The organism is Pontibacter burrus (assembly GCF_010686685.1).
In the GTDB taxonomy this organism is placed as follows: Bacteria; Bacteroidota; Bacteroidia; order Cytophagales; family Hymenobacteraceae; genus Pontibacter; species Pontibacter burrus.
This window is the reverse complement of the sequence record NZ_JAAGWD010000005.1, coordinates 192,543-216,157: the sequence shown is the minus strand read 5'-3', so window position 1 is coordinate 216,157 and position 23,615 is coordinate 192,543. Positions and strand designations below refer to the sequence as shown.

Annotated in this window: 17 protein-coding genes; 1 reads left to right on the top strand and 16 read right to left on the bottom strand. The window is 47.1% G+C overall.

Going from position 1 to position 23,615, the window contains the following annotated elements:
• Window positions 1–14 precede the first annotated feature (14 nt).
• The 3 genes from GXP69_RS12530 to GXP69_RS12520 form a co-directional block, all read right to left on the bottom strand.
• Window positions 15–443: an SRPBCC family protein gene (locus tag GXP69_RS12530; RefSeq protein WP_163915415.1), complete on the bottom strand. Its 429-nt coding sequence runs from the start codon at window positions 441–443 to the stop codon at window positions 15–17.
• A 111-nt stretch (window positions 444–554) separates the two neighbouring features.
• Window positions 555–2,921 (bottom strand): translocation and assembly module lipoprotein TamL, encoded by a 2,367-nt coding sequence (tamL, locus tag GXP69_RS12525; protein ID WP_163915414.1) that lies wholly within the window; start codon window positions 2,919–2,921, stop codon window positions 555–557.
• 7 nt (window positions 2,922–2,928) lie between these two features.
• Window positions 2,929–8,028, bottom strand: coding sequence for a translocation/assembly module TamB domain-containing protein (locus GXP69_RS12520; protein WP_163915413.1), 5,100 nt, complete (start codon window positions 8,026–8,028; stop codon window positions 2,929–2,931).
• A gap of 420 nt (window positions 8,029–8,448) precedes the next feature.
• Here GXP69_RS12520 and GXP69_RS12515 point away from each other — a divergent pair, with 420 nt between their 5' ends.
• Window positions 8,449–9,897, top strand: a complete 1,449-nt coding sequence (locus GXP69_RS12515; protein WP_163915412.1) for an FAD/NAD(P)-binding protein — start codon at window positions 8,449–8,451, stop codon at window positions 9,895–9,897.
• A gap of 74 nt (window positions 9,898–9,971) precedes the next feature.
• Here the strand turns inward: GXP69_RS12515 and GXP69_RS12510 are convergent, their stop codons facing one another.
• From GXP69_RS12510 to GXP69_RS12450, 13 genes are all read right to left on the bottom strand, one after another.
• Entirely contained in the window at window positions 9,972–10,232 is a 261-nt protein-coding gene (locus tag GXP69_RS12510) for an acyl carrier protein (protein ID WP_163915411.1), read from the bottom strand.
• 127 nt (window positions 10,233–10,359) lie between these two features.
• Entirely contained in the window at window positions 10,360–13,539 is a 3,180-nt protein-coding gene (locus GXP69_RS12505) for an efflux RND transporter permease subunit (RefSeq protein ID WP_163915410.1), read from the bottom strand.
• A 104-nt stretch (window positions 13,540–13,643) separates the two neighbouring features.
• Complete coding sequence (locus GXP69_RS12500; RefSeq protein WP_163915409.1) at window positions 13,644–14,699, bottom strand: efflux RND transporter periplasmic adaptor subunit; 1,056 nt, start codon at window positions 14,697–14,699, stop codon at window positions 13,644–13,646.
• 20 nt (window positions 14,700–14,719) lie between these two features.
• The gene (locus GXP69_RS12495) at window positions 14,720–16,075 is read right to left on the bottom strand and encodes a TolC family protein (protein ID WP_317164592.1); all 1,356 of its coding nucleotides are present in this window, start codon (window positions 16,073–16,075) and stop codon (window positions 14,720–14,722) included.
• A 69-nt stretch (window positions 16,076–16,144) separates the two neighbouring features.
• The gene (locus tag GXP69_RS12490; protein ID WP_163915407.1) at window positions 16,145–16,618 is read right to left on the bottom strand and encodes a GbsR/MarR family transcriptional regulator; all 474 of its coding nucleotides are present in this window, start codon (window positions 16,616–16,618) and stop codon (window positions 16,145–16,147) included.
• Window positions 16,619–16,790: 172 nt separating this feature from the next.
• Entirely contained in the window at window positions 16,791–18,377 is a 1,587-nt protein-coding gene (gene abc-f / locus GXP69_RS12485) for a ribosomal protection-like ABC-F family protein (protein ID WP_163915406.1), read from the bottom strand.
• 257 nt (window positions 18,378–18,634) lie between these two features.
• Complete coding sequence (locus GXP69_RS12480) at window positions 18,635–19,837, bottom strand: hypothetical protein (protein WP_163915405.1); 1,203 nt, start codon at window positions 19,835–19,837, stop codon at window positions 18,635–18,637.
• 37 nt (window positions 19,838–19,874) lie between these two features.
• Entirely contained in the window at window positions 19,875–20,234 is a 360-nt protein-coding gene (locus GXP69_RS12475; protein ID WP_163915404.1) for a DUF4180 domain-containing protein, read from the bottom strand.
• An 18-nt stretch (window positions 20,235–20,252) separates the two neighbouring features.
• Window positions 20,253–20,705 (bottom strand): hypothetical protein, encoded by a 453-nt coding sequence (locus GXP69_RS12470; protein ID WP_163915403.1) that lies wholly within the window; start codon window positions 20,703–20,705, stop codon window positions 20,253–20,255.
• A gap of 73 nt (window positions 20,706–20,778) precedes the next feature.
• Window positions 20,779–21,408, bottom strand: coding sequence for a DUF3885 domain-containing protein (locus tag GXP69_RS12465; RefSeq protein WP_163915402.1), 630 nt, complete (start codon window positions 21,406–21,408; stop codon window positions 20,779–20,781).
• Window positions 21,409–21,496: 88 nt separating this feature from the next.
• A complete protein-coding gene (locus tag GXP69_RS12460) occupies window positions 21,497–21,943 on the bottom strand; it encodes a response regulator transcription factor (RefSeq protein ID WP_163915401.1) in 447 nt (148 codons plus the stop codon).
• Between the two features lie 300 nt (window positions 21,944–22,243).
• Window positions 22,244–22,708: a hypothetical protein gene (locus GXP69_RS12455; RefSeq protein WP_163915400.1), complete on the bottom strand. Its 465-nt coding sequence runs from the start codon at window positions 22,706–22,708 to the stop codon at window positions 22,244–22,246.
• 167 nt (window positions 22,709–22,875) lie between these two features.
• On the bottom strand, window positions 22,876–23,586 hold the full coding sequence (locus GXP69_RS12450) for a DUF4386 domain-containing protein (protein WP_163915399.1): 711 nt from the start codon (window positions 23,584–23,586) through the stop codon (window positions 22,876–22,878).
• Between the last annotated feature and the right edge of the window lie 29 nt (window positions 23,587–23,615).

The following is a 23,615-nucleotide window of genomic DNA, read 5'->3' as shown; positions in this document are numbered from 1 at the left end:
ATCTAATGAGTATGTTAAACTATAGCTTCAGCAAGTGATTTTATCTTTTGGGTAACGTTAGCGGCAAAGGTAACCGACATATCATAATAACCTTGCGCGTTAGGTAGGGGAGCAAAATCGCCTATCGTCAGGTTTAACTGCGTGCTGCCATCCTTTTCATCCAGTTCAAAAAGATAAGATACATCGTAAGCAGCCGGGGCCAGTTCTACTGTAGGCAGGTATACGTCCAGCACCAGCTTTTTGCCAGGTTCAAAATCAGTCACAGTCAGTCTCGAAAATCCTTCCCACTCAATTATGCTGCCAGGTTGTAGATGCGCATCTCCGAAGTTCTCGGGCATCTCTTCCCACTGGCGCATATAAAAGGGGTTGGTCAGTACTTCCCATACTTTTTCGGCCGGGGCAGTAATTTTTATCTGATCTGTAACTATAAGTTTCTGCTGCATAGCTGCTGTTCTTACTTGCTCTGCCTGATGCAATTAATATCAGGCTAAACAAATATAAGACTTCTGGCTGCAATTGCGCAGCTTAATTTTGCAAACTATAGCCGGTTAGTATCAGAACGGATAGCCGATGGCAATATTCAGGGTCATGCTGTTGTCGCCCTTGAAGCCAAACTTAAAGTCAGATAACGCACTGCCCCCCTCGGTTGGTACCCTGACAGGAATGCCGACATCGAAACGAAGCACAAAGAATTCCACATCTACGCGCAACCCGAAACCGGTACCTATTGCCAACTGGTTCAGGAACTTACCTGACTCGAATTTACCGCCCGGCCTGTCCGGAGTGCCATCTTCCTTCAGCGCATCTTTCAGCAGCCAGATGTTACCGGCATCCACAAAAAGAGCCCCTTTAAAGAACCCGGCAATCGGGAAGCGGTATTCTACGTTGGCTTCCAGTTTTATGTCGCCGGTCTGATCGAAGTATGAAAAGGCAAGAGAGTCCGGAACATCGTAGGTGCCGGGACCAATACTACGTGCCCGGAAAGCCCGGATACTATTAGGGCCGCCAATGGAGAACTGTTTTATGTAAGGCATTACTGTGGAGTTTCCGTAGGCGTAGCCCACACCAGCCAGCAGGCGCGTAGCAATCTGGCTTTCCCTCCCGAAGTTAAAATAATACCTGAAATCATTCTCCACGCGCAGGTATTGGGAGTATGACCGGCCGGCAAAGGTTCTTGGGTTTTCCTCGGTTGGTTTTTCTGTGCCGGTAAGGCTCTGCAGCGCATTTATAAAGTTACCGGAGCCATCCAGGTTAATGTTATTGAAAAACTGGTGGGTACGGTTTTTTTCCATCTGGTTCGAGAAGGTAAGCTGGTAAATAGAACCTATAATAAACTGGTTCTCGAAGCTGCGGCGCAGGAGTGAATTATCTCTCAGCAAGCTGTCAAACGCTTCGGTCGTCTTACCTAACCTTACATACTGCAGGTTAATGAGTGTCAGGTCGTGGGTAAATTCCTTTTTGGGTCGCCAGTTATAGGCATACGATGCATTAAAGGAGTTCATCGTAAAATACTGCACACGGTTCAGGAAGTTAAAGCCCAGCGTCATGCGGGTCTGGGGAACAAACTCGGTGCGCAGGTTGCGTAGCCTGAACGGCGAAATGATGCGCGGAAACGTAAGCGTACTCTGCACGCCCAGTTCATAAGAGCTCAGGTTGATGTTCTTGTTCTGATTGGATTCTGCACTCGATTGGCTGCCCCTGCCGCCAACCTGACTCTCGAAATTGCCTGTAAAATCTACGCTCAGTAGTTCGGAGCCTTTCAGTGCATTCCGGTTTTTGAAGGACAGCGTAAGACCGGGACCGGCAAAGTTGTTGGACTTGCTCACATACCTGCCCTCCATCTGCAGCGATTTTTTAAAGGACGGCGTGAGGTAAATAAAAGTATCTAGACTGCCCACTTTGGTGGTGTCGGGTTTATAGTCTATGTTCACAAACTTGTAGGCTGAGAGGCCGGCAAGTCGGTTTATAGTTAACAGGTGGTCCTGGCGCGAGTACAGGCTGTCCTGCTCCAGAAAAACGCCCCGCAACAGGTGGCGTGCCCGCACATAGTTCTCGTTCGGGATGTACTTATAGTTACGGAAGCTGATGGTATCGCTAACCGATAAGCTGTCGCCGAGCGCATAGTTGGCAAAAATGTAGATGTCGTCCAGTTTGTAAGGGCGTAGCGTGTAATCCGGAACGTTGTTTTTCAGGCGCATGAGTACATCAGCCTGCCGGTTGCCTACTGTGGTATCTACGCTGAAAATGAGGACATCGGGGCTGAAGTAGTAATACCCTTTGTTTTTAAGGTAGGCATCTATCCGCACCCGCTCAGCAGTCATCTTTTCCAGGTCATAAGGGTCGCCGGTCTTCAGTACCGATTCTGCTTTTGTAAGCTCAATATCCTGCTGCACCGGCAGTGAGTCGGTTGAAGTATAAACGATTTGCCGGATGCGGTATGGTTCACTTACAGTGGCGAACCAGTCTATAGTTGCGGTTTTCTTTTTGAGGTTTATTTTACTGCGTACATCGTTGTTGAAATACCCGCGGTTGTGCAGTCTGCCGCGCATTACTTCACTTACACTGGCAGTATCAACAGTAGACAGAAGTACAGGCGGCTCGCCTAGTTTGTCCTGTATCCAGTTTTTCAGCCCTTTCTCTTTTTCAGTATAAAACGTGTTGTAGATGGCCAGTTTAGGCCGCATGCCCAAAAAGGAGAAATTAGGCTTGGGCCGCACGGTGCCTGATAGCTCTGTTTCGATTATCTTTTTGCGGTTGCTGCTATCGTTGGTGTCGTCTACTTTTACACTAAAGCCTGTGAAAAGGGCATCTTTTTCAGGAATACGGCTGGTGCCGGTGCAACCACAGAGCAGTAGCAGTGTAGCCAGTAGCATGGCTTTGCAAGGGCGTGTATAAAGTAAGGCAGGGATAACTGCTAGCATAGATCGTTTATTTGGTAATGTCTTCTTCTAGTTTTGCGGCTTGTTCCAGCTGGCGTTCCCGCTCACGGCGGTGGCGCTCTTCCAGGTTGCGGAACAGGTCTGAGAAGTTGTTGTACTCGCGCATATAAATCATGCCTGCGCCTGTGGCACGTACGTCTCCTTCCAGGTAATCTTCGAACTGGTTGCGCTGAAATGCCTGCACGCGCAACCTGCCGTCCGGTGTAAGCGAATATTCTACTGAAATGTCACCACCAAAACCACTCATGCTGCTCTGCGCCCGCTGCCCGCCTTCAATCCCGATGTCGGTACCTACGCGCACGGTCAGGCGGTCATCCAGGAACTGCTGGCGAAGCGCTACGTTCAGATCGGTACGGCCCTGCGCAGCCCCTGACGAATAATCTTCATAAGAGTCGATGCCCAGCTCCAGGCCAAGCCCACCGGCGTAGCGCTGTGTCAGGTTGTTCAGCTGGTCGGTCATTACCTGGCTCAGGCTGTTACGGGCTGTTGATGCAAAACCACCGCCGGAACTGGTAAACGGATCAGGAGCCAGAAACCGGTTGAGCACGAGCAACGAAAACACCTGCTTGTTCATTTCGGCTTCGTCGGTGCGCAGGTTGGCAAGGCTGTTGGAAACTTCGCGCGGCATACGGCCCTGCGCACTGGAAGGCACCTGTATATCGAATGAGATATCAGGGCGCAGCATTTCACCTTCCACGTTCACAAAAACCTGAAAGGGTAGTTCGTTCCGGAGTATCGGGTCTGCAGTACCGCCTATCTGCGAAGCGACCAGTTCCATCGGAGCCGTTTCGATGTTATAGATGGCAGTTACCTGCATGTTGGCCTGCAGCACATCGCCGGTCCACGAAATGTAACTGCCTTTTTCTATCTCCAGCTCCCTAGACACCAGGTCGTAAAAGTCCATGCTGTATTTGCCCTCTGTCAGCTCGTAGCGCCCCGACATGTTGATCTGCCCGGAAGGTGTCATGCCAATAAACATTGGATCGGCTTTGCCTTTCACCACCAGGTTGTCGCCGGTTATCGGGTCCAGTACAATGGTAATGGTGCTGGCATCTGTAATGTACAACTGAGCGCTTACATCGGCCCCTCTGAAGCCGGTTAGCTCCACACTATCTGCCTTTATAGTCCGGACTATAGCTGTGGCGGAATCGTTCAGGTTTACGAACTCTACTATGCCTTCCCGTTCGGCGGCACCGGCCTGTTCGGCGGGTATCACAAGGGTAAAGTCAGAACCATCCAGAATGCGGGCCGTGGTTTTAATGACTGGTGTTGAAATATCTCCGGTTACAGTGGCATCAGCATCTATCAGCACACGGCCATAAAACAGCTCATTGTCCTGCACAGTAGAATTCAGCGCCAGAAACTTGTCGGTGCTGGCCGTCAGGTCGAAGCGGTAATCGGTATAGTTTTGTGTCAGGATGTTACCGTTCACTTCCAGGGTATTGCCCAGCGAGTCGGTGAGCGTTACGCCGGGCAGGTTGATGCCGCGCTCGTTAAACACCAGGCGCTCGTTCTGCAGCCTGTACAGCGAGCCAAGCTGTGTGAGGGTAAACTGTGCCTGGTTAAAGTTGAGTTCACCTAGAATATTGGGGTCTGCTACTGTGCCGGTAATGCGCAGGTTGCCGGTAGCGTTGCCGCCCAGGTCATCCATTACACCCTCCATAAAGCCCTGGAAAGATGCCAGGTTCAGGTTCGTGATGTTGGCGGTTAGGTTGAGCAGCGTGGCATTGGGCTGCATCTCTACAAATCCATCTACCAGCAACTGGTTTCCTTCATCTGTCAGGCGGGCATCTATTGTATAACTGTTGTTGGCTGCTGTGCCGGCCACCAGGGCAATATCACCCACAGGCACCCCTTCATAAGCAAAGTCGGTTACGGTTACATCTGCTACAACTCCGGGCACGCCCGACATTACATTACGTACAGTAGCGGTGCCGTTTATAGTTCCGGACATCAGGCTGTCGGATTGCTGGAAAGAGCGGGTAATGTAATCTATCTGGAAGTTTGAGAACGTGGCAATAAGCGGAGCATCGGGTCCCACCTCACCCTGGCTGTTGAGGCTGAGCCCCATGCCGTTGTGCTGCAGGTTTATGTTGTTGGCGTAAATAAAATTAGTGCCGAACTGCAGGTAGTTATCTTCCGGTACCGTCCAGGTGTCGCCGTTTATAACCAGTTGCTCCGGATCGAAAGCAAAGCGGTAGCCTTTGCCCAGGCTGTTGAGCACACCACCAACTATAAATTTAGCAGCAGCACTGTCTTCCGCTATTGCCAGACGCACGAGCAGGTCGTTGTCGCGGGCAGCCCCAGTTAAAGCTACATTGTTAGCCCTCAACGACGGCGAAAGAAGCTGCGAGAGATCAAGGCTATAGTTCATCTTTTCCCGGTCGCCGCGTACCTGCATGGTTAGTCCGTTCAGGGTATAGTCTGTATACCGGATTCTGCTGAAAGCACCGTCCATTTCAAAAACTTGCGTTTCTCCGTTATAAGTGCCGGTTATGGGTCCGGTTGGGCGTAGTTGTGTAAGGCCGGGCACAAAAGACGTGACCACATCAGGTTTCTTCAGGTTTATCTCAAAGGCAAAATCTTCCAGGTTCAGGTTAGCCGGGAATGGCGGATCGGGCTGCAGGTCGAAATAGTTTGAGAAATGCTTCATCAGGGCAGTTGGCAGCGTTTCCAGGGTGTTGCCAAACTGCAGGTCTGCCGCTACTACATCGGACTGTAGTTGTATCTCGGTATTGCCGGTCTGTTGCTTCAGGTTAAGCTGCAGCGAATCGATGGGGTAATTGCGGTTTGCATGTTGCACAAGTAGCTGCTCGCCTGTTAGTGTGCCGTTCAGGGTACTGGCATCCGCGCCGGTAAAGTTGCCCTTCAGTTGCCCGGTTATGCTCAGTGGTTCAGTGTATAGGTTCAGTGCCTGCAGGTTGGCCTCGTTCAGTTTCAGGTCAAAGTTATAGTTGGCATTTTTTGTGTCGCGGAGGTTGAAGGTACCATCCAGGGCCAGGTTCAGGTTTGGGTCTGCGGCGCGGGCGCTAACGTCGTAAACGTTTTTATTGATGCCGGCATCAACTATAATGTTGCGGTAACTATAGTTGTTGTACTCGATCGTGCTCAGGTTTGCCTGCACGTCTGCCACCATTTTTTCCGGGGTTAGGCCCTGGCCTTTGGCGGTAACAGTACCGGCTATAGTTCCCAGGCCCAGGCTGTCGGTAAACAACTCATCCAGGGCAAAACCTGCTGTTTTTATAGTTGCGCTAAAGCGTTCGTTCTCGCCCATATCCACATCAGCGGTCAGGTTACCGATGGAGCTGTTTATAGTTGTCTGGGCATCCAGGTTGGTTAAAGTGCCTTCTATCGTCCCTTCTACTCTGATGCGCTCGGGAATCCGGATATTTGGTGGGATTGTGCCTGCAGGCGCAAAAGCAAGTATGGTAGCCCGGGTAGTCTGCAGTTCGTTCACGTCCAGGTCCAGGAACAGCTTGTCGGGGTTGGTTGCGTTGCGGATGTTGCCGCTCACGTTAACTATAGTTCCGTTTAAGCCGGATGCGCGGAAGCGCCTCAGTATCATGTTGTCTACAGTTCCTTCCACGCTGCCGTTAAGTTGCAGGGTAGAGTTTATCACATTCCGGAACGATGGATTCTGACGAAGTTCAGGCATGAAATAGAGCACATCCTGCATGGCAATGCGGGTATCCACTATGTTCAGGTCCAGTTGCGTATTGCCGGGTTTTTCTGCCAGCGCATCCAGGGAACTATAGCGTATGGTCAGGTCGCGTTGTATGTGGCTGTTGCCGGTTTTCAGGTCCAGGTTGGCGAGTCGGGTTTCCACGGAATCAAACAGGATATCGGCCTGGAAGTTATTCACTCGGAAGCCGCTTTTCTCTTTCAGCTGTAGTTGTTTGAGCGCTACCTGGGTACGGTTCAAACTATAGCTCAGATCGCTGGCCTGGAGCACCACATCCGTAAAATAAAGGTGGTCGTAATCCATGCCGCGAGCCAGGGCAGGCGTGTTAAAATTATCGAATTTGATGTTCAGGCCTGAGATATCGGTTTTGCCTAAGGTAACCACCCAGTTAACAGGTTGCCCCTGCGTCTTTTCTACCGATTCATCCAGGTTCCTGACTGTTTCTACCGGGTTCACGGCCAGCGAGTCGGATGGTTTATATTTTTCCTGAGCGTAAACTATAGTTGTGTTATGCAGGTCCAGGTTATTCAGATCAACGCGTGCATTGGGCAGGTCTATGTTATCAGCGTTAAGCTGGGCTTTGCCTAAATCCACTTCAATGTGTTGTTCGGCCACACGGTTTTCGTAGCGCAGGCGTATGTTTTCCAGGTCTACTTTATCCAGGCCAAAATTGAAAGCAATGGGCTCAGGCTTCGACGGCGGTGGCAGTTTGGTTTGTATATAGTTGATCCAGGTGTTTTTAAGCGCAACATTATTTACCAGGTATTGCTGCTCTTCCAGGTTCAGCTCATCCATTGTAGTAGTAAACTGCCCCACATGCGTTTCTATCAGGTTGCCTCCGGCCTCGTCCTTAAAACTTACACGCACATTGTTCAGGTTGATCACGTCCAGGTCAATAGCCATGGCAGTGGTATCAGCGGGGGTGGTAGTGGCCGTGGTATCGGTAGCAAATGCCTCCATCAGGAAGTCGAAATTCGAGCTGCTGTCGGGGAGAATGTGCAGGTTGAGGCGGGCATCGTCCAGGTCTATTTTGCTGATGCTGATATTGCCGCGAAGCAAGCCCAGAATGTTCATGTCCACACCCAGTCTACCACTGTACCAGAGGGTGTCGCGTTTCTGGTCCTCGATGTAAACTTCTTTTAATACCAGCGAATTTCGCCAGTCTGTTGTAAAGCCTCCGATGTCTACATTCGTGCCCAGCATACCTTCCAGGTAGTTGGCTCCCTTTTTGGCGGCAAAAGTCTGCACCCTCGGGAATTGCAGGGCAATAATTATAATAATAACCAGCGCAATAATGAACAGTAGCAGGCCAAGGATGACTTTGGCTATAACTTTTCCGATATGTTTAGCAGATGCGATAGGTTTGTCTGTTTTTGGGTTCTGCTTTGCCTTTACGGAATTATCCAAACAAGGATAGGGGGCTGTTGAGCTGTTATGCTGTTTTCAGTAAAAATAAGTATGATTTATAGTTAGCCTGTATTTAAAAAGTATAATTAGGAGTCCAATTTGTAGTTGTGCCGCGGTTGGTAAAAGGGCAGAGGCAGATCAAAACAAGAGGTTCAGGTCAAAACAAGAGGTTCAGGAGGGAATTTTTGAAACTATAGATTACAGTATAAAACAGGTATTCTGAGATAAATATTTTCAGCTTTTAAGTTAAAAAGAGTGAACCTGCACACGAACCATGAAAAATATATTCCCGTAAAATCAGATGTTTTTGAAACACCCCGGCATCGTGCATAAATACGCTACTTGAAAGGTACAGGCTTCCAGCTTAGGTTTCGCTTGTCTGACTTGTATAAGTTTCTTTTTACCTAAGATTAAGCACCTATGGCAATTGCAATTATTGGAGGAGGCCTCAGCGGCACATTAACAGCAATTAATTTACTACGCAGCGCTTATGGTTGCGAAACCATTTACCTGATCGAGCAGGACAGGTACAGGATGAACCGTGGCGTTGCATACTCCAGTCAGTTGCCTTTTCAGCCATTAAATGTGCCCGCATCAGCCATGAGCCTATTTCCTGAACAGCCCCTCGATTTTTATGAATGGCTCACAGCCCAGCAACACCGTTATAAAAAGCATCTGAACCTGCCTGTAACCCAGAACGACTTTATTCCCCGGTTTATTTTCGGAGATTACCTGAAAAGCCGGTTACAGGAAGCCGAAATGCTTGCGCCAAAAACTGTAAAACTGAAATGGATTTTTGATGAGGCGATGGCTGTAACCAAAAAGGACAAGGCTTTTCACATACAGTTTAAGGAGCACGAACCCATAGTTGTACATAAAGCAGTGCTGGCAACAGGTAATTTTGCACCCGGTAACTTACCTATCCCAAATCAGGCATTTTATAAGAGCAGTAGCTACGTAGCCTCACCGTGGAGTGCAAAAGGACTGGCAAATCTGCAGCCTGATGCGCCTCTGCTTCTGATCGGTTCCAGCCTGACCATGATTGACCTTGTGGGCAGCCTGTACGCAGAAGGTCATAAAGGTAAAATTTACGTTGTGTCTCGCCACGGATTACTGCCACAGCCTTTTGATGTACATACGAAGCTATACCATGGTTTGAAACTTCCAGATCCCGGCACTTCCTTAACGGTATTGGAGCTGTTCCACACTATAAGACAAGAGATTGTGAAGGCTGAAGAACAGGGCTATAGTTGGCGTAGCGTACTGGATGCGATGCGCGTGCATCTGCCAGCTATCTGGCAGGCTTTTCCGCTGTCAGAAAAGAAACGTTTTCTGCGGCACGTGCGCCCTTTCTGGGAAACCCACCGCCACCGTATGCCAGCCAGTTCTGCCACTTTAATTACAGCGCTACAGGAGCAGGGCCGTTTGGAGCTGATTGCCGGAACTATAGTTGACATGGTTGAGAAAGGAGGAACGGCTAGTGTAACTATAAAAAGGCGGAAACAAACTATAGTTCAAACTATAAAAGTAACCCGCGTGATAAACTGCACCGGACCACAAGGCGACTTCACAAAAGTAGAGCAGCCCCTGATACAGCACATGCTGACTGAGGGAATGATAAAACCAGACGACCTGAGGCTAGGCCTGGTCACTGCACCGGATGCCACGCTGATAAGCGCATCCGGAGTGCCGGTAGAAGGCTTTTATACCTTAGGCCCGCCCCGTAAAGCAACATTATACGAGTCGACAGCTCTCCGCGAGATAAGACAGCAGGCGAAAGAGTTAGCTCATAAATTAATGCAGGATAATAAAAGATGTAAGCCAGTATACTTCTCTCCATCACCATCCGATGAAGCATTACAACTATAGTTTAACATATATGCAAAAAAAAGAGAGCCGCAACTATAAATTGCGGCTCTCTTTTTTCCTTTCAGGATCAGACCTTACCCGGCCTGTTTCATGGTGTGGGTGCACACATAGTTCACAAAGTCATCTACTGTGTAAACTGGTACTTCATCCGGAATAGTGAGGTGATACGTTTTCTCCACTTCCAGAATAATGTCTACCACATCAATAATATCCAACCCGAGACTGGAGAGGTCGCGGACCTGCAACAAACGGTTGGAATCGATATTGGTAACGGATGTGATGATGTTCACCACTTCGTTTTGTACTGCCTGGGTGTTGCAATTAGCATTGTTCATGGCAAATAAAGTAAGTCTGGTAAAATTGCTTTTAGCATTTTTTGTGGTTTTAAAGATTGCAGAGCCAGTAGCCCTGCAATCTCTCCACTAAGCATTATATATTAAAAAAACAGGTAATTCACTTTTATTAGTGCGCAAACTCGTGCGCCATTTTCTTTTCTTCAAGCATCTTGGTTTCGTGCTCCAGTTCTTCCAGTGTTTTCTCTTCCAGCTCAATTTTAGTCTTCTTATCCAGGCCAAACTTGGCAAGTATACGGTCGAAGCCGTAGTAGATAATCGGAACCACGATCAGAGTAAGGAACATTGAAGAGCTCAGACCACCGATCAAAGCCCATGCCAGACCGTTTTTGGTAGCTGCTACCGAACCACCGGCCAACGCGATCGGCAACATACCAATCACCATCGCAAGTGTCGTCATCAGGATCGGACGGAAACGGATTCTTACTGCTTCTGTCAAGGCTTCTTTCACTTCCACGCCTTCGTCTTTCAGCTTGTTCGTAAAGTCCACTACCATAATCGCATTCTTCGCAACCAGACCGATCATCATAATGATACCCAGGATAGAGAAGATACTCAGCGACTGCGCTGCCAGTGCCAGGGCAAGCAAGGCACCGATGATCGCAAGCGGGATAGAGAACAGTACCACCAGCGGATACACATAAGAGTCGTACAGGGCCACCATGATCAGGTAAACGAAGATGATAGAGGCTAGCAAGGCGATACCCAGCGTACCGAAACCTTCGCTCTGGTTTTTCAGGTTACCACCATACTCTAAGCTTACGCCAGCAGGCATTTTTACTTCCGCCATCTTCGCCTGAATGTCAGCACCCACTGTACCGGTTGGTCTACCGATTACCTGCGAGTTCACGTTTACAGATGTTACACGGTTGTAACGCTCCAGCTGCGACGGACCCGTAGACTGGCGGATGTCAGCAAACTGACCCAAACGCACCAGCTGTCCCTGGTTATTCACAAATGACAGGTTGGCGATGTCAGTCACGCTACGGCGGTCAAACTCATCCAGGCGAATGTTGATGTCGTAGTCTTCGGTGCCTGAGCGGAAAGTAACATCGGAGTTACCACTGAAGGCCAACTGCATGCTTGCACCTACGTTCTCCAGCGACAGGCCTACGTTTGCCATTTTATCGCGGTCCACTACCACTTCAATTTCCGGGTTACCACCTTCCACAGACATTTCCACGTCAGCAGTACCATCCACACTTTCCGTAATGGCCATTACTTTCTGAGAGAAGGCCATCACGCTATCCAAGTTCGAACCGGAGATAATGATCTGGATCGGAGCCTGTGAGTTACCAACAAGACCTACCGGAACCGGTGTTACTTCCACGTTAGGCAATTTGCCTTCAATGTCGGCTTTGGCCTGGCGGCTGAACTGGTCGGTGCTGAAGCTACGCTCTTTCACATCTACCAGCGTTACAGACACATCAGCTTTGTAGGCCGTATTCTGACCCTGTTGTGCCGAAGAAGTAGTACCCACGGTAGTAAACACTTTCTTTACCTCCGGGAATGACTCCAGGTATTGCTCTACCTGGCGTGTTGCAAAGTTGGTTTGCTCCACAGTAGCATTCTTTGGAAGTTCCAGCTGTAAGCTTACCTCACCACGGTCGCCGGCAGGTATAAAGTCTGATCCAATAAAACCCATTGGCACTAGTGCAAACGAAGCAAACAGCATCAGTATAGTTATCCCCAGTGTGATGAACTTGTGATTGAAAGCCCACTTCAGCGCTGCGGTAAAGCCATCGATGATGCGATCAAGTAAACGCTCGAAGGCCAGGATAAAGCGTCCGAATATGTTCTTGTCTGATAAGTGCTCCAGTCTTGAGAAGCGGCTGGCCAGTAGTGGGATAAGTGTAAAGGCTACGAACAAGGAGATCATAGTTGACACGGCTACTACTACGGCAAACTGACGGAGGATATCTGAAACCAGACCGCTGGAAAGTGCAATCGGGATAAACACTACCGAAATTACTAATGTGATAGACGTAACTGTCGCCATGATCTCGCGGATACCATCGTAGGCTGCCTGTGCCGGCTTTTTACCCATCTCCATGTGACGGTGAATGTTTTCAATTACCACAATGGCGTCGTCCACCAGAATACCTACTACAAGCGAAAGTGCCAGCAGCGACATCAGGTTAAGCGAATAACCGAACAGGTACATGAAGATAAAGGTGGCCACCAGGGATGCCGGGATAGAGATCATTACGATCACCGCATTTCGGAACGAGTGCAGGAACAATAACATCACTACCGCCACCAGGATTACCGCGATCATCAGGTCATGGATCACCGAGTCGGCCGCTTCCAATGTAAAGTCAGAAGAGTCGTTGGCGATGTTGAAGTGCAGACCAACATTGGCGTAGTCCTGCTCCAACTGAGCCAGGGCTTCTTTTGTCAGACGGCTTACTTCCACCGCGTTGGCATCCGATTGCTTCTGGATAGTGATACCCACTGAAGGGCTTCCGTTTACGCGGGTCAGTACTTCAATGTCTTTCTGTGTATCCTGTACTTCGGCTACGTCAGCCAGGCGCACAATACCGTTAGCATCTTCGCGCACAATCAGGTTGCGCAGCTGGTCCAGAGACTGGAATTTACCAGCCAGACGAATCTGTGTCTGTCCGCTTTCCTGCTTGATCTTACCAGTAGGGAAGTCGAGGTTGGAGTTGCGAATTTTTTGCTGGATCTGTAGAATGGAGAGGTTGTAAGCCTCCAGTTTGTTAGCGTCGATGTTTACTTTGATCTCACGTTCCTGGCCACCCAGAATTTTGATGGCAGCCATACCTGGTATGCGTGACAGCTCCGGCTTGATCTTCTTGTCGATCAGGTCATAGAACTCTGTCGGCGACATGTTGGCCGTAGCACCCATCTTAATGATAGGCAGGTCGTCGAGGTCGAATTTGTTCAGGGTTGGCGCATCTGCATCATCCGGCAGGTTAGCCAGAATGGTGTTGATCTTACGCTGGGCATCCTGCAGGGCAAGGTCCACGTTGGTACCCTGGTTCAGTTCGATCACGATCATCGAGAAGCTCTCCAGGGAGGTACTTCTCATGGTCTTCACGTTCTCTAGCGCCGAAAGGGCTTCCTCAATCTCTTTGGTAACAGAGTTCTCCACCTCATTTGGCGAAGCACCCGGGTACATGGTCATAATGGTGAGTACCGGTGGGTTGAACTTCGGCAGTAGCTCGTAGTTCAGCGATTGGTAGCTGGCAACCCCAAGAAGCGTGAGGACGGTAAACACCACCACCACCAGGGTCGATCGCTGTATTGATATTTTGGTTATGTTCATTTCTAGATAATCTAAAGAAAGAAGTTTTTGCTTTTACTATTTCTCCGGGCCAAAGGACCAGGCTATAGTTTAGCACGAGCGAAGACGCTTGCGCTATAGTTTGCTTATTTCAGCAACGTTACTTTAATGCCTTCACGCAGGTTGATCTGGCCGCTGCGCACTACTTGCTCGCCTGGCTGAACACCATCCAGTATCTCTACTTTATCTTGTGTAACCACACCAACTTTTACCTTGCGGCTGCTGGCAACACCATCCTTCACCACAAATACACTTGGGTTCTGGATACTACCAACTATAGCCTCGCGTGGTAATAGCATGGCATCGCGCTGGTCAGCTACTTCAAAGTAAGCAGTGCCGTACATACCGGCTCTCAGGTTGTTGTTTGCTGCGTTTTTAACTTCCACTTCCACATCAAATTTCAGAGTAGGGTCGGCCTGGGCAGCAATGGCTGTTACCACACCTTCGTATTCCTGTCCGGCACCGGCATCAGCTTTCACAGTTACTTTGTCACCTTTGTTGATCAGGAGCACTTCGCTTTCAGAAGCCTTTACTTTCAGTTTCAGCTTGTCCACATTCACGATGTCGTATAGTTTCGTGCCCTGGTTCAGGAACGAGCCAACTTCAACATATATCTCGTTTATTTCTCCGCTGATAGGAGCTGTGATTCTGGTTTTAGTTAAGCGCTGACGTGCAGCAACCAACTGCGCCTGTGTAGATTTTGCAGCCAGGCGGGCATCTTCCAGCTGACGCTGTGTGATGGCATCACCGGCAGCCAGGTTCTCGAAGCGCTCCAGGTCACGCTTTGCTTTCTCGGCGTTTGTCTGGGCAGTAGCCAGGTCAGCAGCCATGGTGTTACTCTCAACCTGCACCAGCAGGTCGCCTGCTCTTACTTTGTCGCCTTTGCGTTTCAGCACGCTCTTTATCTGACCACTGGTTTCTGATAAAAGGGTCAGGCTCTGGATAGGAGCAAAGTTACCTTGAGCGGTAAAAGATTTATCAAGCTTGGCTGTTTCTACTTGTGTTACTGCAACCGGAATGGCTTCGCTTTTAATGTTTGCAACTGCTGCGTTTGCGGCCATCTGTTCTTTGTTGCTCATCAGTTTAAAACCAACAGCGGCCAAAACAACCAGCACAAGTACGATATAAATTACCTTCTTCATTTTAGTATTTGGTGTATGTCTTATTTAGATAGTGATTCGAGGTTTCCTTTAGCTTTCAGGTAGCTTAACTGGGCTATCTGGTATTTAAGTCTTTCGTTGTTCAGGTTTGTCTGGGCTTCGCGCAGAGCGGTTTCTGCATTCAGCAGGTCGCTTAGTGGTGCCAGGGCTTCCTTATATAGTTGGTTGGTGGTATCGTACACTTCCTGGGCCAGCTTCACGTTGCGTTCCTGGGCAGCTATGTTGTTCTGGCTGTTGCCTAACTGGCTCAGGGCGTTGCTAAGCTCAACCTGTGTGTTCTTGTTGTATTGCTGTATGTCCAGGTCCATTTTCTTTAGCTCTATTTCGCGCTGTTGCACCTGGCTCTTCTTGCGCAAACCATCGAAGATCGGGATGTTCAGCTGCAGACCTACCTGTGAGTTAGGGAACCACATGGCTTCGCTGTTGCCGATCATGCTGCCATCGTATTGCGACTGGTAGTTATAGTTACCGAAAGCCGCCAGCGTAGGGTAGTAACCCGCTCTGATGTTCTCGATTTCCAGTGCCTTCAGCTCTTTCTGCTTGTTCAGGATCTTAAACTGAGCACGCTCTGTTGGTGCTTCGTTTAAACCGGCCATAGTTGGCTGCTCATCCAGCAACACATCATCCGCTGAGCCAGTTAATGCGATCTGCTCTTCCAGCGGCATGCCCATAAAAAACTTCAGCACATTCAGCTGCTGCACATAAGCGGCCTGCAGGTTTTCTTTCTGGTTTTCGAGGTTGATCTTGTTTACCTTGATGCGGTTCACATCTACCTTCTTCACCAGGTCGTTCTTGTATTGCAGCGTCAGGATCTGCTCCAGTTTGGTAAGCATGTCCAGGTTGGCATTAATGCTGTTGAACTGCTCTTTTGTCTGCAACACCTGGTAATAAGCGCTACCCACGTTGTAGATCACATCTTCGGTGGCCATTTCCTTGCGGATACGGTACAGGTCTTCAGCACTTTTAGCGGCCTTAAGCCCCACAAAGTACGATTTGCTGAACAACAGCTGCGTAACCGATAAACCGGCCTGCACGGTGTTGTCAGTACCCATTGGTTTGATAAGCGGGCCGGTACCTTCCGGGTTAAAATCGGCAGGCAACGCAATCATTGATTTCTCAATCGTTCTCACAGCCGAGCCTTTTACTTCTACCTGTGGCAGACCGGTGCTGCGAACTTCGTTTATCTGGTATTTGGAGCCGAGCTCGTCGTATGATGCCTTTTTAATGGACTCGTTATTCTCCAGGGCATAGTTTACAGCCTGTTGCAGGTTCAGCTCCTTCGCGCCCGTTTGGCTCTGTGCGAAGGTAGGTGTCATGCTGAAGAGCGCTAATCCTACTAATAAGTGTTTGATATTCACGTTTATAGTTCTTTTAGTTTTGGTATTTGTAGTTGGTTCTGAAATTTATGAACTGGAAAGACAAAAAAATTATGCCTTCTGTTTCTGATTTTCTTTCTCCCACTGCTCAATCAGGATAGGGAATTGTACTTTCATATAATCCAGGAAGCTAGTGAAACTTAACAGCTTCTGATCATATTCTGAATTTTCACGTTTTCTTACTTCCAGCACACGCTTAAGCAATGCATTAAGCACACCCAGATCGTCCATTCTTTTCATGATCATGTCACGCCAATTCGAAGTTCTTATTCTGAAGTAGCGTTTTCTGTCGCCCGGGAAGGTAGTATATTCAATGTGGCCTGTGTTTAGCAGCATGTTGAGCGCATTGCTTGTGGCGCTTTTGCTTATGTTCAGGGACTCGGTAATTTCTTCAAATGTAAGTTCGGGTTTATCCGATACCAGCAGCAACCCCATCACACGCGCAACGGCAGGCTGGAAACCATTGTTCTCATGGTAGATTCCAATCTGTTCTATCAGCTCCAGTTGTTTATCGCTCAATTTCATAGTAATTATCAGTTTCAGATTGATAACAGTGCAAAGGTATACTATAGTTTCTTTAGTTCATAATTTACAGAACCAAATTTTTGATATCTTTCGGCTATAAACTATAACTAGCTTGTAAGTAGCTGTGTACCAGGTTTTGTAGTTTGCTTGCGGGCATGTTGTATAACAAGAACTATAGTTCTATTGTACGTTGTATATTAATTTGTTCTAAAAAATACTGGTCATGAGACACTACTAACAAGGTTCCGCTATAGTTATTGATGGCGGAGGTCAGTATTTCCATGTTCTGGATGTCGAGGTTGTTAGTTGGCTCGTCGAGGATCATCAGATCGGGTGCGTGGCTGGCAATGGTGAGGCAGCAGAGCATCAGGCGCATTTTTTCGCCACCGCTCAGCGTACAGCAGGGCTTTTCCCAATCTTCTTTTGTAAATAGAAACCTGTTCAGGCGGATCTTTACTTCATGTTCCTGCAGGGCGGTTATGTTAAAGTTTTGCGCCTGTTCGTAAATACTCAGCCGGTTATCTATCAGCGAATAATCCTGGTCTATGTAAATAGCTTTGCTATCGGCCCGTTGTAACGTGCCCGTGGCGGGTTCAAGAGCTCCGGTTATAAGTTTTATCAGGGTGGTTTTGCCAGAACCGTTGAGGCCTTTCAGGGCAATACGCTCACCGCTTGTAATCTGGAAACTGAGCGGTTGCTGCCATAGTTGCCGGCCACTGTAACTATAGTGTACGTTGGTAGCTGTTACCAGCACTTTCCCTTTGTGCAGGTCCGACGCTTCGAATCCGAGCCTCATTTTACCCAGGTCGGGAAGCTCTTTGCGCAGTTCGTGCAGTTCCTGTGCTATAGTTCCTACTTTTTCGGCATGGATGCCCTTTAACCGGGAGGTGCTTTTCTCGGCATTGTTTTTCAGCGTATTCAGCATAATAGTGGGCATGCCAGCCTTTTCCTGCTTCTTTTTGCCGCGGGCATCCAATTTCTGCTGCCTTTCCAGCGAGGCACGCTCTACTTCCCTGGCTTTACGTAATGCCTTTTCTTTGCTCTTTACATCATCGACAAGGGCGTTGTCCTGTAGCTGTTTCTGCTCCTGGTAAAAACTATAGTTGCCCCCATATACGGTTATGCCGCTGCTTCTCAGTTCAAAAACGGTATCGGGCAGGTTCAGCAACTTTCTGTCGTGGCTGACTACCAATATGGTGCTGTTGCTTGCACTAATAAAATTATACAGCAGTTCGCGGCCGGCTACATCCAGGTGGTTGCTGGGCTCGTCGAGCAATACCAGTTCCGGTTTGTGTATGGCAATGGCAGCCAGAAATACCTTTGTTTTCTGACCACCGCTCAGGCATTCTATTTTCTGGTTCAGGTCCAGGTCGCTCAGTTGCCAGTATTGCAGTGCTTCCCGGCAACGCTCTTCTATGGCCCAGTCGTCGTTCAGAGTGGTCAGGTTTTCTTCGGTAACATTGCCGTCCAGTATTGCCTGCAGCGCCTGTAGCCTGGCATCTATGCGAAGTGCCTGCGCTATAGTCAGCTGGTTATACTGCCCGTATAGTTGCGGAATATAATAAGGCGGCGAATCGGTTTTGATAAGGCCACCGGAAGGGGAGAGCACCCCTGCAGCCAACTGTAACAGCGTAGATTTGCCAACACCATTGTGGCCGATCAGGGCGGCTTTCTGGTATCGGTTTAAGGTAAGATTTATGTTATCGAACAATAAATCTTTATCAGGATGTAAATAGGAAACGTTTTGCAGGATAAGCATAACTTCTTTCTTTAAAAGTGAAAACTAATGGCACGCCTGGTAAGGGGCACCAACTTTTAAGACCGAAAGAAATTAGTTATTACATGAAGGGTTATCTGCTTGTGTTTGTGCTACAAAGATACTACATCGCCCTACAAAATAGAATTATAAGACCAGATTTTTGAGTTGATTAACGAAATCTTAAACTATAGCTGTTGCCAGACTTTAAGCAAACTATAGCCTACAATGCGCAGGAGTTTTATGGTTTGGCTGCTAAACTATTCAGACACATAATACCAAGGAATATCCAGCCAACCTTCGTGCACATACACTGTTACCTGGTCGCCGCTCTCAAACTCCTGATACATTTCTTTGCTGACAGATACTTCTTCTATTTTATAGTAACCCTGTTGCGGGGCCAACTCAAGATAATAGGTTGTGGTTTTGCCGGTGCTCTTACGCTTATCTGTTATGGTGGTACTATAGGTTTCCGGTTCTGAGGTGTCGTAGTAGCAGTTCATGAAAACGGAACTGCCAAAACCATACACAAACATAACTATAGCCAGCAGTAAAATGGTCAGGTAGTCTGTTAGTGTTTTGTATCTGAAAACCGGGTTTCCGAGCATTAAAACGGCCAGACCTGCAAGTGCAATCACCCCAGACGCAATCCAGACGTTGGTATAGTCATAGATATCAAAATCTACCATTGCTCTTATCATCAGGCCAAGCGTTGGCATAAGGGTGGCCCACACCACATTGGGGTAAGCGCTGTTATTGTTATCGTTAAACCGGATTAAACCGTCCGACATTCTGGAAGCCAGCATTCCAACTATAGGAATTGTAATGCAGGCCAGCATGGCAAACTGGTATGGCTCCGGGTAAAACCAGGCCCACGCAATAGCTAAACCACCAGCCCAGTTCAGGTATTTGGCTGATTTCCGGGCACGTGCCAGTTTCTCTTCACGCTCATCAACATCGCGGCCAAGGTTCTCATCCTCCAGAATTGTCTGGTATTCATCCTCCAGTTCCTGCACATCCAGGTCCGGATAATAATCTGAGAGCCAGTAAACCAGGTCGTTTACACGGCCATAGTAGGTGCTGATCTGTAGTTTCTTTTTTGTTGCATCAAGTGGCTCTACAAGGATATAGTTCTCGATTCTCCTGAAGCCTTTTATCTCATCCAGGTATAGTTCGCGATATGAGAACAGCGATTGTGTGAACAACTTTTCATCCGTCAAGACCGCTTTACTTTTTCGGCAATCGGCGAGGGCATAGACAAAGAGCAGGATGCCGGCTACATAAGCTATAGCTAGCCACCAGTGGTATTTACTGTTCTCGGCGTAAGTACCATCTCCTGAAACGAAGGGCTCTATAAGCAGCCACAAAAACAAGGCAATAAGGGCCGGCGAAATAATGTAGGTAGCAATAGCCCAGCCCTTGGCCAGTCTGAATTCAGTGTGTTGGGTAGAGGTTTCAGGCATAGATCTTATTTAACCTAACAGGACCACTATAATACAATTAATAGCAGAGTTTATCCAGCCCTTCTGTAACAGAATTCACAAAATTGACCTGTTTGCCTTTGTTGCTTTCGTACATAAAGTCTGTCATACTTTTGCCGGTATACTTCTTAAAATCGCCCACAATAGCCAACCGGACACGATAGTTAGAAAACTTTTGTAGTATCTCTCCAGCCATCCCGTTTTTCAAATCAAAGAAATCTGGTGTGATGTTCTTTTCGTGAATGATAATTTTATCGAAGTCCTGATAATATAAATCACCTAACAGATTTAGCCCATCTTCAGTGTTATTTAGCTCGGTGGCCTCCGAAATCACTTCGGCAACTTTTGAATTGTTGATATGATGGGTTTTGATTTTCAATATCTCTGTTTGGTTAATTTATTCAAGCACTACTGTTTTCTTATGTTGCTGTATAGTTACAGATCTTTCTGGTTTACCTGATTTAGATTCAGTATAGCAGTTGTCGAGCATTAGAATCCATCCCTTTCTTAAATCTATACTTTTAGACGTTGCCACTCCATTTATTTTAATGTTAAGAGCAAGGGTTTTATTCACGTCCAGGCTGCCAAGGTTTATTTTCTCATTTTCATTTAGTACCCAAAGACCATCTTCATCTTGGTAAATGGCTAACTGTGTTACACCAGTAGAAAAGTTTGAATCAATGACTACGTCTCTTACAAGCTCATGCCCATTTATGTTTATGTCTACAGTATCAGATTTAAAGCAGCTACCAATTATCAAGGAAAAGTGGCTCTTGTTTCTCTTCGATTGGCTGTAGGAGGCTCCTACTGTCACTGTAATCAGAAGCGTTGCAAGTAGACTTTTTTTCATAATTTTTATATTTCACAACGGTTGGGCTATGGTGCTTTTAAATGCACTATAGCTGGTGTTAATACGTTTTTTCTTATTTGAAGAAAGCGTCTATTTCAGGTCTGTGGTAATCCACAATCCATTCATTTAGCTCTTCATAGATACTCCTGATTTTTTCTGAATCGTTACTAAATACAAAGCACCCCCTGTCGTCATACATGTAGAACCCTTTGCTGGAATGCACATCAAAAAAATAGACTTGCTGCGGTATGACAGGCTCAAAACCCATTTCCAGATTAGCAATGCCTTGAAGTATGTCTTTTATACTTATGTCAGTTAGCTTAACCTTTCCAACAACTATTCTACCTGCTACCCATTCTTCTTGTGTTAAGTCACCTACATTGATTCGGGCAGGTTCATTGTAAAATTCCTGAAGTTGTTCTTTTTCAATCAGAGTATATATGTAGCCTTTATCCTTAGTAAAGGGAGAAACACCTGCATAGTCATAGAAGATAAGGTATACCTGCTTTTCAGAATCTGGAAAGGTGCTTTGAAATATTTTCTCTGCTCTACCAATTGCCTGTTCAACCCTTACTTTGGTTCCATTTTCAAGCTCTCCGCCTAATTCAAACCTAATGTGGATGTCACCACCCAATGAAAACGGAGAACCAACTTTAGAAGATGGATATACTTTTGCAAGGTACTCTTCAAACTCTTCTTTCATACTTTAAATGAATTACAACGGCTCGTACATGAGGTGAGCAAGGCGTAGCCGCAGCTTTACACATGTGCTTTGTTGGCGTTTCGTTGTTTTACTTTTTCTGCTCGTCCCACATTTCCTGAATCCTGTCCCACCACTCAGTAGCCCATTGCCTCAGTTGGTCAAGTGACAGAACTTCTCCGTTATTATTGAAGATGCGGTAATCCGTTGCTGTCAAAGTCAATTCTCCACCAGCAATTTCTCTTGAACTGTTGCAATGAAGCACATAAACATCTGGTTGGGTAAAGGTATAGCTTTGAACTTCAAGCCCCAGTTTCTCCATTGTCAGAGGGGCGCTTGTTATTCTTTTCTCTGTTTCTCGAAGTGCAACAGGCTTCAATTTGTTGGCTTTATCGTCCTTGAACAGATAGTATTCACACAGTAAACTCCTACACCCCGACAGCTCAACTTTTATTTGGTATTCCACTACGGCAGGAGTCCATACCTGCCCCCAAGGAATCACAAACTCCAAGGTCAAAGCTTCCCTGTCTTTGCTCACTCTTTATCTCGAAGTCGTGAAACATTGAAAACAGTTCTTCTATCTCTTTTTGTTTATTCATGAATACAATGCACGCCAACTATTGTATAAACCACAACATACGCTTATCTGCACTTTAGCTGTAGTTTCTAAACCCCATTGCTATAGTTTACCTAACAAGATAAAGCAATTATTCAATAGCACAAACTATAGTTCGTCCAGCTCTTTCCAGCTCGTGCGGCAGACGTTCATAACGGTTCAGGGCAGCTTGTTTTGCAGCCTATAGTTTATCACATACAGCAGGGGCTGCGTGTTTGTCGCCTAATTCAGGAAGGCCTTCATTTGATGCAGTAATGGATAATGACCTGTCATGCGCCTCATCAGAACTATTTCACCAATATGGAAGGATAAGTGAACAGACGCGTCCTGAACTACCTTGAGTTTGCACTGTAAGTTGGGGTCTGTCAGGTCGAACTTTGAAATTTCCTCCTTCATGCAATCAAGCTGGTGATAGAACTTTGCTATAGTTTTGTTCAGCCTATCCTGGCTTTCACAAAACTCCTCTGCGTTCCATGTCATTTGCTCGTTTAACTCAACTTCACATTCAGGGCTTTGTAACAGATTAAGCTGAAACTCCTGCCAAACAATGAGGTGATTCAAGATCTGCCAGATGGTTTTAGGAACAGCAGGCAAATTACGTCCTGTTTCCTGCGCAGTTAGATTATGAAAGACCTTAAAAGTATCGAAGGAATCAAGAAACAGCCCTTCAAATAGATTTTGTTTCATCTGTTGTTTTGCTGAAATGCTTCATACAGGAATTGAGCAAAGCATGCCTGAAGCTTAATTTGAGTTGGGCGTTTGAGCTGCTTACTTAACCTACTTATAGTAAAGTATTTTCCATTAAAGTCTACCGCGAGCCGTAATATTTTTGTCCTTTTTAATCGCTCAGGTCGCTATAGTACCTTCTGTTCTTTTTTGGGTAAGCTTTCAGGATTGAACCCCACCCGGATAAGCCAGAAAGCTAATACCATTTCGAAAGCGAAGACCGGCATTGCCAATAACACGCCCCAGGCGGATATCTGAGGAATAACTCCAAACAACTCTAAAATGGCTGCTATAAATATACAAATTGCACTGACCATTCCAATAGCTGCCAGCTTGCGAGGCACAAGGTCCGTTTTAAAGAATACATAACTGTATATGAACGTGTTAATGCCGAGCATAAAGTTTGGACCAAGCATAAAAGTCCAGCCATGAATAGCTTTTAAAACTCCGCCCATAGCTGCATAGGTGGCAGTGTCAGGTGCAGGGGTGCTGGTATACATTTGGCTAAGCGATAATAGGGCAAGCACGCTAACTATACCCACCAGAATAAATACCACTTCGAGCAGTCTGAAACTCAGATAACCCAATCCAAGGCTTTCATTATACTTTCTCAGGTAGGGGTAAAGCATTACGCCTGTTCCTGCTGCCGTACAAGCAAGTATTAATTCAGAGATGGCTCCTGTAATGATTTGATTTGAAAAGCTAACGCCAAGAGTCAGGTAGTTGGCGTTGTTTAAAACGGGATCATATAACCTGAGTCCAACTATAGCAGCCACAGTTGCTACTATGAAGAAGACCCCGGTAATAACTGCGTCTTTTTTTGTGCCTGATGATTTCATGCCTTATGTACTTGCGTTAATTTTAAGGC

Coding starts and splice junctions, on each gene's coding strand:
- GXP69_RS12530 (WP_163915415.1), bottom strand. CDS start 443: ATGCAGCAGAAACTTATAGTTACAGATCAGATAAAAATTACTGCCCCG.
- tamL (WP_163915414.1), bottom strand. CDS start 2,921: ATGCTAGCAGTTATCCCTGCCTTACTTTATACACGCCCTTGCAAAGCC.
- GXP69_RS12515 (WP_163915412.1), top strand. CDS start 8,449: ATGGCAATTGCAATTATTGGAGGAGGCCTCAGCGGCACATTAACAGCA.
- GXP69_RS12510 (WP_163915411.1), bottom strand. CDS start 10,232: ATGAACAATGCTAATTGCAACACCCAGGCAGTACAAAACGAAGTGGTG.
- GXP69_RS12505 (WP_163915410.1), bottom strand. CDS start 13,539: ATGAACATAACCAAAATATCAATACAGCGATCGACCCTGGTGGTGGTG.
- GXP69_RS12500 (WP_163915409.1), bottom strand. CDS start 14,699: ATGAAGAAGGTAATTTATATCGTACTTGTGCTGGTTGTTTTGGCCGCT.
- GXP69_RS12490 (WP_163915407.1), bottom strand. CDS start 16,618: ATGAAATTGAGCGATAAACAACTGGAGCTGATAGAACAGATTGGAATC.
- abc-f (WP_163915406.1), bottom strand. CDS start 18,377: ATGCTTATCCTGCAAAACGTTTCCTATTTACATCCTGATAAAGATTTA.
- GXP69_RS12480 (WP_163915405.1), bottom strand. CDS start 19,837: ATGCCTGAAACCTCTACCCAACACACTGAATTCAGACTGGCCAAGGGC.
- GXP69_RS12470 (WP_163915403.1), bottom strand. CDS start 20,705: ATGAAAAAAAGTCTACTTGCAACGCTTCTGATTACAGTGACAGTAGGA.
- GXP69_RS12465 (WP_163915402.1), bottom strand. CDS start 21,408: ATGAAAGAAGAGTTTGAAGAGTACCTTGCAAAAGTATATCCATCTTCT.
- GXP69_RS12455 (WP_163915400.1), bottom strand. CDS start 22,708: ATGAAACAAAATCTATTTGAAGGGCTGTTTCTTGATTCCTTCGATACT.
- GXP69_RS12450 (WP_163915399.1), bottom strand. CDS start 23,586: ATGAAATCATCAGGCACAAAAAAAGACGCAGTTATTACCGGGGTCTTC.